Annotated in this window: 11 protein-coding genes; 4 read left to right on the top strand and 7 right to left on the bottom strand. The window is 41.4% G+C overall.

Features of this window, described 5'->3' with window-relative positions:
* Positions 1-4: 4 nt before the first annotated feature.
* On the bottom strand, positions 5-583 hold the full coding sequence (locus WKR92_RS06010) for a porin family protein (RefSeq protein ID WP_375556916.1): 579 nt from the start codon (positions 581-583) through the stop codon (positions 5-7).
* Between the two features lie 151 nt (positions 584-734).
* On the opposite strand from WKR92_RS06010, the gene WKR92_RS06015 reads away from it, so the two are divergent.
* Positions 735-950 carry a hypothetical protein gene (locus WKR92_RS06015; RefSeq protein WP_375556917.1) on the top strand — a complete coding sequence of 72 codons (216 nt, stop codon included), beginning with the start codon at positions 735-737 and terminating at the stop codon, positions 948-950.
* On the opposite strand, the gene WKR92_RS06020 is transcribed toward WKR92_RS06015, so the two are convergent.
* Positions 947-1,486 (bottom strand): AAA family ATPase, encoded by a 540-nt coding sequence (locus WKR92_RS06020; protein WP_375556918.1) that lies wholly within the window; start codon positions 1,484-1,486, stop codon positions 947-949. The genes WKR92_RS06015 and WKR92_RS06020 overlap by 4 nt on opposite strands.
* 195 nt (positions 1,487-1,681) lie before the next feature.
* Between WKR92_RS06020 and carB the strand changes: the two genes are divergently transcribed.
* Positions 1,682-4,498, top strand: coding sequence for a carbamoyl-phosphate synthase large subunit (carB, locus tag WKR92_RS06025; protein ID WP_375556919.1), 2,817 nt, complete (start codon positions 1,682-1,684; stop codon positions 4,496-4,498).
* Between the two features lie 105 nt (positions 4,499-4,603).
* Here the strand turns inward: carB and radA are convergent, their stop codons facing one another.
* The 4 genes from radA to WKR92_RS06045 form a co-directional block, all read right to left on the bottom strand.
* The gene (gene radA / locus WKR92_RS06030; RefSeq protein ID WP_375556920.1) at positions 4,604-5,983 is read right to left on the bottom strand and encodes a DNA repair protein RadA; all 1,380 of its coding nucleotides are present in this window, start codon (positions 5,981-5,983) and stop codon (positions 4,604-4,606) included.
* 4 nt (positions 5,984-5,987) lie between these two features.
* Positions 5,988-7,541 (bottom strand): Rne/Rng family ribonuclease, encoded by a 1,554-nt coding sequence (locus WKR92_RS06035; RefSeq protein WP_375556921.1) that lies wholly within the window; start codon positions 7,539-7,541, stop codon positions 5,988-5,990.
* A gap of 392 nt (positions 7,542-7,933) precedes the next feature.
* A complete protein-coding gene (locus WKR92_RS06040; RefSeq protein ID WP_375556922.1) occupies positions 7,934-8,770 on the bottom strand; it encodes a tetratricopeptide repeat protein in 837 nt (278 codons plus the stop codon).
* Between the two features lie 22 nt (positions 8,771-8,792).
* Complete coding sequence (locus tag WKR92_RS06045; protein ID WP_375556923.1) at positions 8,793-9,083, bottom strand: HU family DNA-binding protein; 291 nt, start codon at positions 9,081-9,083, stop codon at positions 8,793-8,795.
* Between the two features lie 214 nt (positions 9,084-9,297).
* Between WKR92_RS06045 and mutY the strand changes: the two genes are divergently transcribed.
* Positions 9,298-10,374 (top strand): A/G-specific adenine glycosylase, encoded by a 1,077-nt coding sequence (mutY, locus tag WKR92_RS06050; protein WP_375556924.1) that lies wholly within the window; start codon positions 9,298-9,300, stop codon positions 10,372-10,374.
* Positions 10,375-10,385: 11 nt separating this feature from the next.
* Positions 10,386-10,811: a single-stranded DNA-binding protein gene (locus WKR92_RS06055; protein WP_375556925.1), complete on the top strand. Its 426-nt coding sequence runs from the start codon at positions 10,386-10,388 to the stop codon at positions 10,809-10,811.
* A 34-nt stretch (positions 10,812-10,845) separates the two neighbouring features.
* Here WKR92_RS06055 and aspS read toward each other — a convergent pair whose 3' ends face one another.
* Positions 10,846-12,597: an aspartate--tRNA ligase gene (gene aspS / locus WKR92_RS06060; protein ID WP_375556926.1), complete on the bottom strand. Its 1,752-nt coding sequence runs from the start codon at positions 12,595-12,597 to the stop codon at positions 10,846-10,848.
* Positions 12,598-12,603 lie beyond the last annotated feature (6 nt).

Genomic DNA, 12,603 nt, shown 5'->3' on the forward strand with positions numbered 1-12,603 from the left:
AAGGTTAAAATAGTCTGTAACCTACGCTCAGCGTCCAAAGCTTAAGTTTTCCATTGTCGTCATCGTCGTTGTCATAGACGTCGCTTAATCCGTGTTCGTAACGCAAGTCAGCTCTAAATTTCATAATATCAACGCCGACACCTCCGGTTAATGCAAATGTTTGGTTCTTATATTCATCAAATTTCGTAACCTGACTAATATTTTCGCCGAAGGTATTCTCTTCATCCAAAACAAATGATACTACTGGCCCCACCTGAACGCGTCCAGCTATAGGACCTAAACCGATGCGTGTACCTAGTAATAGAGGTAAATCAAGCGTACTGAATTTCGATGTTCCTTCTTCCCCTTCCGATCCTTTGCTTGTAAAGTATAGCTCGGGTTGAAAATGGAATCCAGCTCCTCCTACACGGGCCCAAACACCGCCGAGGAGCCCTGTCCGCGTTTTGGTGTCTAACGAGATATCGTTAAGATTAGAAAAGTTTGCTCCTGCCTTCAATCCAAATTGGATAGAGGGTAGAATCTGTGCGGAAGCAATCATTGTCGTTCCGACTAATAAAATAAGGCTGAGAAAAAGTTTTTTCATGATTGATGATTTTTGTTTTTAATCTCTAACAAGCAGCAAATTTCGAGCCTAAAAGTCTTTTTTGCAGTTTTTAACTAAATCTATCCTCCTGCGGTGGACTCTTGACTTCCATTGGCTTTTTACCTACTTTTGCTTAAACATATCGTATAACATGAAAGACTTGACTATTACTGCCGAGCAATGGGATAAATTAAAAATAAAGCTCCTGCGCAAATACAACCATTTGAGCGCGGAAGACCTCGCTTTTGAACCAGGAAAGGAAACTGAACTAGTTCAACGCTTATCGCAGCGTCTTCGTCGCACACATGAGTACGTTGTTTTCACTCTCAAAAAAGGCATGTTTGACTTGGATAGCAATCGGCTTTAAGTGACGTCTACTAAATAATTCGCGACAATTCGCTTTGCGTTTTCAAATCTGTTTTCTCCGAGACCGGAGACTACCTGATAGTTAGCGTTGCGTGCCTTTAACTCTTTATGCCAAACACTCATAAAATACGCGCGCAGGTTAGGAAAGTCGCGTAATTCATCATCCTCCCAAGGCAGATCGATATCCATTAGTAAATATAGGTCATAGTGTTGTTTAGCAAGCTCCGCCAATACTTCGGGCGGCGTTCCGGAAAAAAGATAATCGCTCCAAATCTTCACTGTGAGTACCATCGTATCACAAAATACGAGACCATTTCTGGCCTTGCTTATCATTTCCTTTTCCAACGCCAACTGCCCCCAAAAGATATTAACTTCGTCTTCCAGTGTGTAATTCCGGTCAAGCCCCTGACAATATTCACGAGAATATTCTGGAATATAGATTGTATCAAAAGCTTTTGCAAGCTGTTCGGTTACGACGGATTTGCCGGTAGACTCTGGGCCTACTACAGCTATTTTAAGGATTTTATCGACAGACATAGGCGCTGCAAGGTACGACTTGGGGAAGAATAAATAAAACAAGTCATCGGATTTCAGAATTATTCCGATTTTTTTATCGGAATCAAAAGAGAATCTATTATCTTTGCACTCCGACACAGCTGTCGGAATTTCCCTTCTAATAAGTAAGAACAGATCCGGCGCTTATCTCAAAGATTTGTACTTTTAAAATTTAAAATGCCAAAAAACACTTCCATCCGCTCCATCTTAATTATTGGCTCCGGACCAATAATCATCGGTCAAGCTTGTGAATTCGACTATGCGGGATCTCAGGCTGCGCTTTCTCTTAAAGAAGAAGGTATCGAGGTCTCGATTATCAATTCCAATCCGGCAACGATCATGACAGACAAGGTTATCGCTGATCATGTTTATCTCTTACCGCTTACATGTGAAAGTATTGAGCAGATATTGTCTGAACGACAAATTGATGCGGTATTACCCACTATGGGCGGGCAGACCGCTCTTAATCTCTGTATTGAGGCAGATGAACGAGGTATCTGGTCCAAACACAATGTGGACATTATCGGAGTTGACATTGCGGCAATCGAGAAAACCGAGAATCGTGAAGAATTTAGACAACTCATGGTTGACATTGGTATTGGCGTAGCCACATCGAAGATTGCAAACTCGTTTCTTGAAGGAAAGGAAGCGGCTCAAGAAATAGGCTTCCCACTGGTTATACGTCCGTCATACACACTCGGTGGCACGGGTGGCGGTTTTGTACACAAAAAGGAAGAATTCGAGACAGCACTAAGTAGGGGTCTTCAAGCATCCCCAACTCATGAAGTTCTTGTAGAACAGGCGGTATTGGGATGGAAAGAGTTCGAACTCGAGCTTTTGCGGGATAATAACGACAACGTTATCATCATCTGTACAATTGAAAACTTTGATCCGATGGGAATACATACCGGTGACTCAATTACTGTGGCTCCTGCCATGACACTGAGTGACCGCTGCTATCAGGACATGCGGGATCAAGCCATTAAAATGATGAGAGCCATCGGGAATTTTGCTGGAGGTTGTAACGTTCAATTCTCGGTAAACCCCGAAACAGAAGAGATTATTGCCATTGAAATTAACCCAAGGGTTTCTCGTTCATCAGCACTGGCATCGAAAGCAACTGGCTATCCTATTGCCAAAATAGCCTCCAAATTGGCCATTGGTTACAACTTGGATGAGATCGAAAATCAGATCACAAAAACCACATCCGCATACTTTGAACCGAGTCTTGACTATGTCATTGTTAAGGTTCCTCGCTGGAACTTTGACAAATTTAAAGGCGCTAACACGGAACTGGGCCTACAAATGAAGTCTGTAGGCGAAGTGATGGCAATTGGCCGTACTTTCATCGAGGCACTGCAAAAAGCTTGTCAAAGTTTGGAAACAAACCGTTTAGGCTTAGGAGCTGATGGAAAACAAAATAGAAACTTGGAAGAGATTATGCATAGTCTCGAACACCCAAGTTCAGACAGGTTATTCCATATCAAAGATGCCTTTGAAATGGGTGTACCGCTTGAGTCGATACGAAAAGTGACTCTTATCGACAAATGGTTCTTGCAGCAAATACAAGAGCTTGTTCATTTAGAAGTAGAACTTAAACGCTATCAGCTCAACAATATACCGAAAGAGTTTTTTGTTACCTTAAAACAAAAAGGATTTTCGGATGCACAAATTGCATGGTTACTCGGCAATGTAACCGAAGAAGATGTCTATCAGAGAAGAAAATCGCTTGACATCCATCGTGTTTTCAAAATGGTAGATACCTGTGCCGCAGAATTTCCTGCACATACACCTTATTTTTATTCCACTTTTGAGGACGAGAACGAATCGGTTGTAAGTGATCGTAAGAAAGTGATCGTTTTAGGTTCCGGCCCGAACAGGATTGGACAGGGCATTGAATTTGATTATTCATGTGTACATGGATTAATTGCAGCTAAAGAGGCAGGCTACGAAGCTATCATGATTAACTGTAACCCGGAAACAGTTTCTACCGATTTCAATATGGCTGATAAGCTATACTTTGAGCCGGTTTTCTGGGAACACGTGCGCGAGATTATCGAACATGAAAAACCGGAAGGTGTTATTGTTCAGTTAGGCGGACAAACCGCTCTGAAAATGGCTGAAAAACTGCACGAACACGGCATCAAGATTATCGGGACCTCGTTCGAAAATATGGATTTAGCTGAAGACAGAGGAAGTTTTTCTGATCTACTTAAGGATCTAGATATCCCGTATCCTAAATATGGGGTAGCTGAGAGTGCTGAAGAAGCATTAAAAGTGGCTAATGAAGTGGGGTATCCTGTTCTAGTACGTCCAAGTTATGTGCTTGGGGGACAAGGCATGAGCATCGTCATCAATGATGAAGATCTGGAGAAGGCAGTTGTGAAGCTATTAAGAAACTTGCCAGGCAACCGCGTTCTAATCGACCATTTCTTAGACCGTGCAGAGGAATCCGAATCAGATTCTATCTCCGATGGTGAAGATGTTCATATTATCGGGTTAATGGAACATATTGAACCTGCAGGTATCCACTCTGGCGACTCCAATGCTGTACTACCACCGTTTAGCTTATCCGACAATGTCATCAAGCAAATGGAAGAGTACTCGATCAAACTTGCCAAAGCTCTGAATGTACGCGGATTGCTAAATATCCAGTTTGCCGTCAAGGACGAAAAGGTATACGTGATCGAAGCCAACCCTCGGGCGTCAAGAACAGTTCCTTTCATCGCTAAAGCATATGATGTGCCTTATATCAATATTGCGACGAAAGTGATGTTGGGGGCAAACAAATTGAAGGACTTTACCATTGAAAGAAAACTTAAAGGTTATGCCATAAAAGAACCTGTTTTCTCATTCAATAAATTCCCAGATGTAGATAAACAATTAGGCCCTGAAATGAAATCTACCGGCGAATCTATCCTCTTCATCAAGGATTTGAACGACGAGAAATTCAGAGAATTGAATACGAAGAAATCAATGTATCTTAGTAAGTAACCTGACTCTTTAACATTAATTAATAAGAACGGCACTTCTCTAAACGAGAAAGTGCCGTTTATCATTTATTTCGGAGGCCGAGGCCTCGTAATCGCTACCCTGTCACTAACCAAATAGTTGCTGGAACAATTCTTCCACTTTGGATAAAGCCACGATTTTTATTTTAAAGCGATTAAGGTCGAGCCCTTTAATGTTATACTTAGAAACATAAATAGTTTCAAAGCCTAGCTTATCTGCTTCTGCAATTCGCTGTTCAATCCGGTTGATTGCTCTGATCTCTCCCGAAAGACCCACTTCACCTGCAAACACAACGGTCGACGGCAAGGGAATATCTTGCTGTGAGGAAATAATAGCCATCAGAACAGCTAAATCAATCGCAGGATCTTCAACACGCAAGCCGCCTGCAATATTGAGAAATACATCTTGAATGGAAAGACGAAAACCGAATCGCTTTTCAAGAACTGCGAGGAGCATGTTCATTCTCTTTGCTTCAAATCCGGTTGTAGAGCGTTGTGGGGTTCCGTAGGCAGAGGTACTCACTAGAGCCTGCACCTCGATCAGCATCGGTCGTACCCCTTCCAGCATAGCTGCAATTGCAATCCCCGACAAAGACGATTCACGCTGTGACAGCAATATTTCGGAGGGATTAGATACTTCACGCAATCCGGCACCCTGCATCTCGTAAATACCCAATTCGGACGATGATCCGAACCTATTTTTTACCGCACGTAAAATGCGATATACATGATGCCTATCGCCTTCAAACTGCAGTACGGTATCCACCATATGCTCCAAAACTTTAGGACCAGCTATAGAGCCTTCTTTCGTAATGTGACCAATTATAAACACGGGTGTTCCCGACTCTTTTGCATAACGGAGGAGTTCTGCGGTACATTCTCGGACCTGCGATACACTACCTGGCGATGAATCGATATGCGCGGAATGCAATGTCTGAATAGAATCAATAATGACGAGCTCAGGTGCAATCTGTTCGATCTGCTTAAAGATATTCTTCGTAGCGGTCTCCGTCAAAATATAGCAGGATGCTTTAGACGATTGATCGATCCGCTCGGCACGCATTTTTATCTGCTGCTCGCTTTCTTCACCAGAAACATAAAGAACTTTTAGTTTTGGCAATGTTAACGCCAATTGAAGCATTAATGTAGATTTACCAATTCCCGGCTCCCCGCCAATAAGAACCAGGGACCCAGGGACAATACCCCCGCCCAATACTCTGTTGAGTTCCTGGTCAGGTGTTTCTATTCTTAATTCTTCTTTGTAAACGATCGAATGAATCGCTGCAGCCTTAGACGCACGCAGTGTGCCCGACTTTTCAGTTCGCCAGTCGGGGACTTTCGTCCCTCCTTTTTCAACCACCTCTTCAATAAAGGTATTCCATTGACTACAGGAAGGACATTTTCCCAACCACTTGGCACTTTCAAATCCACAATTTTGACAGAAATAAGTCCTGCGCGTCTTGGCCATATTACTAAAGCTTAATCTCTTCGTCTTTGTTATTCAGAAAATGGAACTCCGTTAGGTAATAGGAGCCGATACTCTTTACCTTAATCCATTTATTATATTTGAAAAACCACTTGATCCGTTTGGACAGAAAACCTTTTTTAATATACGCTTCAATATAAGGGTGAACACATAAAGTAACCCCTTGTTCATTCTGCTCATTCAAGATGTAGTTGAGATTGCTCTCTATATCATCCATCAAGACAATACTTGCTCGAATCTCGCCCGTACCATCACATGCTGGGCATTTCTCATTGGTAACAATATTCATCTCAGGACGTACCCGTTGGCGAGTAATCTGAACAAGTCCGAATTTACTCGGCGGCAAAATAGTGTGTTTCGCCCGGTCATCCTTCATGCACTGTTTCAAGTATTCGAAAAGTTCTTTGCGATTAGGAGCCTTATGCATATCTATAAAATCGACCACCACAATGCCACCCATATCACGCAGGCGAAGTTGACGTGCAATTTCCTTAGCGGCTTCCTTGTTGACCATCAAGGCGTTCTCTTCTTGATTTTCTTTATTAGCCGTTCGATTACCGCTATTCACATCCACCACATGTAGCGCCTCCGTATGTTCAATCACGAGGTAGGCACCGCCATGCAAATTCACCGTTTTCCCAAAGGCCGACTTGATTTGCTTTTCTACACCGAAATGCTCAAAGATTGGCTCCTTGTGTTTATAATATTTAACGATCCGCTCTAAGTCGGGAGAAATATCATGAATATAGGAACGTGTCTCCTCAAAGATCAAAGAATCATTTACATGAATATGTGTAAACTCATCCGTAAGGAGGTCTCGTAAAATCGTCGACGTTCTGTCCATCTCACCAAGCACCTTATTGGTTGGCTCAGCCACCTGCAAGCGTTTGACAAACTTCTCCCATTTCGAAACAAGATCTAGGATATCTTTCTCTATTTCCGCCACACCCTTCCCTTCAGAGACGGTCCGGATAATGATCCCAAAATTCTTTGGTTTTATTCCTTCTACTATTTTCTTGAGCCTATTCCGCTCACTGCCCGTCTTGATCTTTTTTGAGATCGAAACGACGTCCGAAAAAGGAACCAACACTACGAAACGTCCCGCAATGGATAAATCCGAACTTAAACGCGGCCCCTTAGTTGAGATCGGCTCTTTTGCAATCTGTACTGGCAATAGCATATTCCGACTAAGTATCTCAGAAATTTTGCCAGATTTATTTATATCCTTTTCAAGATTTAATGAAGTTAAGAGCTTTTCTTTAACACCTCCATTTTTCACAATCTTGGTAAGCTTGATGAGTGTCTGTACCTGTGGACCTAGGTCTAAATAATGCAGAAATGCATCTTTCGAGTATCCAACGTCCACAAAAGCGGCATTTAAGCCCGGCATAATCTTTTTAATTCTGCCAAGATAGATATCGCCAACAGCGTAATTATTGTTTACTTGTTCGGTATTAAGCTCAACAAGCTGTTTATCTTGAAGCAAGGCGATCGTAACACCTGAATCAGGTGCAGAATCGATTATTAATTCCTTAACCAACAGCTTTTGTATTTGAAAGTTGCTATACCACCTCGGAAATCAGTTCAACGACAGCGACCGCACCCTATCTGATAAGGCACGGTCCCATATTATTATAAGAGAAATCTGAACTTCCAGCCCATGGACTAAGACGCAACTTTCGGTGAAACCATAAGACTTATATATACGAACACAAACCGAAAAAGCTATGCTTATCGGCACCAAATAGGTAGAAACGTAACAGCCTGTAACTCATATATTAGTTACAGGCAATTAACATATCTATAGATTAAACTATTTTTTCTTGTGTCTATTTTTTCTTAAACGTTTCTTGCGTTTGTGGGTTGACATCTTATGTCTCTTTCTTTTTTTTCCGCTTGGCATAATAATTTTTTTTAATGTTTTTAATGTTATTAATTACTCAACTCATCGACTTTTCGATCAATAAATTGAGATAAGCTTGGATCAGCAGCTAATTCTTTACTTTTCTGATAAGCCTGTATAGCATCTTGATTCAAGCCAATATTTTCATAGCTTGTTGCGAGATAAAACCAAACCTCTGCGTCATTAGGTGTTTGTTCGATTACGGTATTAAATCGATCCACCGCTTTATCGAATTGTCTAGATTGCATCGAAAACAATCCTAAATTATAATTCGCTTTTAAGTGATTCGGATCTTGTTCAACAACTTCTAACAGCATTGTGATGCCCTGCATCGGTGCAGGTCCATTTACCAAGGAGGTAGCAACACCAGCTTTGGCATCCAAATTATTCTCATCAAACTCAAGCGCCTTCTCATAAGCGTCCTTAGCGTGCTGCATGAGGACTGGAGCCATTACAGTATCGGATAAATGCTGATATGAATCAGTAAACAAATCACCTGTTTTCAACCAACTTTCTAAGGAGGGCTCATTCTCAGCGACCTCTTCATAAGCGTAGGCTGCTGGCATTGGTTGGTTAACATCTTGCCAAAGAGTAGCAAGCTTTTTATAAAGGGGTAGTTTTTCTCCATCAGGGGCAGCTGCTAATTCAGCTTCAACCTCCTCTATTGTTCTCGTCAAATCGGCACTTAGACCTTGTTTTGCAATTTCAGAAACAGATTCCAGAGAGAACACATCGGTTGCTACAGCAGTTTCAGCAGTTGCTTCAGCCTCGTCGTCTTTAATTAAACTCTTTACGGGCTGCAAGAACAACACTACCATAAGTAGTACAACCCCTGCAATTGCTATTATCTGTTTGGTTTGTAACACGCTCTCTGAAATTTAGATCGACTTATTTAACTTTATTTCCAGATTTTACCTTGTCTACGAAAACTTTAGCTGGTTTAAAGCTTGGCACGTAGTGCTCTGGGATAATGATTGCTGTGTTTTTTGAAATATTACGAGCAGTTTTTTGAGCACGTTTCTTAACAACGAAACTTCCAAAACCTCTCACATAAACATTCTCGCCTTCAATCATTGAGTTTTTAACAACTTTGAAAAACGCTTCAACGGTCGCTTGCACATCTTGTTTCTCTAATCCAGTCTTATTGGATATTTCCGTGATAATATCTGCTTTAGTCATGTTTTTAATTAAATTTTTATTTTTAAGCTTTTCTTATTTTCTATTAACAGAATCGGGATGCAAAAGTATCGCTTTTAAATGATTAAACAAAATCAAAATCAACAATTATTTCACGAAACTTCCTACTAACCAACACCTAAGCAAATCCAATTGAAATATTACAAAGAAAAAAGCTTAAGGGTTTAGCATCACCATCTCTTATGGTATAGAAAAGATGAAATATATTTTTGATTTTTGCGGCATGTACTTCTCCCAAACAATACTAACATGGTATCATCAAAACAAGCGTGACCTGCCCTGGCGTACAACGCAGGATCCCTATGTTATTTGGCTATCCGAAATAATCCTTCAACAAACGCGCGTCAACCAAGGGATATCCTATTTTTATACATTCTTAGAAAATTATCCAACGATTCGTGATTTTGCCAATGCTCCGGAAGACGATATCCTACGGCACTGGCAGGGATTAGGTTACTACTCCAGAGCTCGAAATATGACCAAGGCTGCGCAAAAAGTCATGAGCGATTTCCAAGGTGTTTTTCCTACAAATTATCAGGAACTAATCAAGCTCCCTGGCATTGGCGAGTATACAGCGGCCGCGATTTCCTCGTTTTCGGCCAATGAGCCAAATGCAGTATTGGACGGCAATGTTAGTCGCGTTCTATCCCGCTATTTTGGAATAAAGGAAGCTATTAATTCGACTGCGGGGAAAAAGTTATTTCAACGTATGGCGCAAGAAGTACTGCCGCAAGAAAATGCTGGTATTTTTAATCAAGCTATTATGGAATTTGGCGCTCTTCAATGCAAGCCCCAATCCCCAAATTGTGATAGATGCCCATTAAAAACGGATTGTTACGCGTTTCAAAACAAGGAAATCCATCTGCTGCCCTCCAAACTTAAGGCTGCAAAAAGCAAGAACCGCTTTTTCCATTATTTTATCGTCCGGAAAGGAGATTCTATTCTTATGCAAAAAAGAGATGGAAACGACATATGGAAAAACATGTATGAGCTGCCCTTAATTGAAACGGAGGAACAAGTGTCCGACGTGCAAATCCAGTCTTCGCCTCAATATAGAAATGCATTTGGAGAAAAGACATCAATCATTTATCAAAGTCAGATCATTAAACATGTTCTGAGCCACCAAAACATTTACGCTCGTTTCTATGAAATTAAAGACGCAGATGAACAGCGGATGATAAAAAAATCGAGGAATTATGTTTTGATAAAAGATTTAGATAAATTAGCTAAACCAAAGCTTATATACACTTTTTTTGATTCATTCTTCACTTAACCAATTAAATTATGTCAGGTATCAACAAAGTTATTTTAGTAGGGCATTTAGGAAAAGATCCGGATATACGTCACCTAGACAACAACGTAACTGTGGCAAGCTTTCCATTAGCCACCTCAGAAACTTATAACAAGGACGGAAAACGAATGGAACAAACCGAGTGGCACAACATCGTTATGTGGCGCGGTTTGGCTGAAATCGCAGAAAAATTCCTCCATAAAGGCAAATTAGTCTACATCGAAGGCAAGATCCGCAGCCGATCCTATGAGGACAAAGAGAACATAAAACGTTATACTACAGAGATTGTCGCAGATAGCTTTACCATGCTTGGGCGGAAAAGTGATTTTGAAGGTCCCTCTAATGGTGGGAATAGAGAAAATGAAACCTCGGTAGATTTTAAAGAGAACCAGAACGAAGATGATGATCTCCCTTTTTAAGGAGATCATCCATTCCTTTATTTAAAAGCCGGTATCAATCGACCTCTTTTAAGCTAATTTGAAGTTCATCCAATTGACGATGATCCAATGCAGATGGGGAGTCTATCATTACATCTCTACCTGCATTGTTTTTTGGAAATGCTATGACATCACGAATCGAGTCTAAGCCGGCAAAAATAGAAACTAACCGATCGAAGCCAAGTGCAATTCCACCGTGTGGTGGCGCCCCGTAAGTAAAGGCGTCCATCAAGAACCCGAATTGTGCCTTCGCTTCTTCTGGAGAGAAGCCGAGTAATTCGAACATTTTAGATTGACTTTCTCGATCGTGTATTCGAATGGAACCACCGCCAATCTCTACACCGTTAATAACCACATCGTATGCATTAGCCCTCACACTCAATGGGTCTGAATCTAACTTACTGACATCAGCGGGTTTCGGTGCAGTAAACGGGTGGTGCATGGCATGATGCCGATTGTTTTCTTCATCCCATTCCAACAATGGAAAGTCTACAACCCAAAGCGGAGAATAAGTATCCTTGCTTTTCAAGCCTAAAAGTCGAGCCATCTCCAAACGTAATTCAGAAAGCTGCTTCCGTGTCTTTTCCGCAGGTCCAGCCATAAGTAACATCAAGTCGCCCGGCTTTGCATTCATTTTATCGGCTATTGCTTTCAACTGACCTTCGGTATAAAATTTATCTACAGACGACTTTAAAGATCCGTCAACAAGGTAGCGTATGTACACCAAACCGCTGGCCCCGATCTGCGGTTTGCGAACGAAATCGATCAATGCATCCACCTGTTTCCTTGTATAGGAGACACAATTTTCGGCAGTTATACCTACCACAAGTTCTGCAGACGAAAAAACCTTAAATTCTGAATCCTTTACCAGATCGTTTAATTCGACAAACTTCATATCAAATCGGATGTCCGGCTTATCAGATCCATAAAGGCGCATTGCATCAGCGTAGTCCATCCTTGGGAAATCGCCTAAAACAACACCTTTAACAGACTTAAACAGATGTTTAATCAAGCCTTCGAAGATATTTAGAATATCCTCTTGTTCTACAAAAGTCAGTTCACAGTCGATCTGAGTAAACTCTGGCTGCCTGTCTGCTCTAAGATCTTCGTCCCGAAAGCATTTAACAATCTGAAAATAACGGTCAAAACCAGAGACCATTAATAGTTGCTTAAACGTTTGCGGAGACTGCGGAAGCGCATAAAATTCTCCGGGGTTCATTCTACTCGGCACTACAAAGTCCCTCGCACCCTCAGGTGTCGACTTAATCAGCACTGGAGTTTCAATTTCAAGGAAATTTTCAGCGTCTAAATATTTTCGGATTTCTTGCGCCAGCCTATGGCGCAGAACAATATTCTGTCGTACCGGATTTCGGCGAAGATCCAAATACCGATATTTCATACGAAGCTCTTCGCCGCCGTCCGTTTCATCCTCTATGAGAAAAGGTGGTAATTTCGCTTCATTTAAAACTTCGAGCTGTAAAACTTTAATTTCAATCTCACCGGTCGGGATTTTTACATTCTTGTTCGTTCTTTCTATAACAGTACCAACAACACGAATAACAAACTCCCTCCCCAGTTCCCGAGCCTTCGCGCGCAATTGCGGGTCATCTTCTGAGTTAAATGTAAGTTGAGTAATACCAAAGCGATCACGCATATCCACAAAGGTCATACCACCCAAATCGCGTGATTTTTGCACCCATCCACAAAGTTGCACCTCTTTTCCTAAATCGGCAATCGTTAAATCGCCACAAGTATGAGTTCTCAGCATATATTC

The sequence above is a fragment of the Albibacterium profundi genome (assembly GCF_042159835.1).
GTDB classification, from domain to species: domain Bacteria; phylum Bacteroidota; class Bacteroidia; order Sphingobacteriales; family Sphingobacteriaceae; genus Albibacterium; species Albibacterium profundi.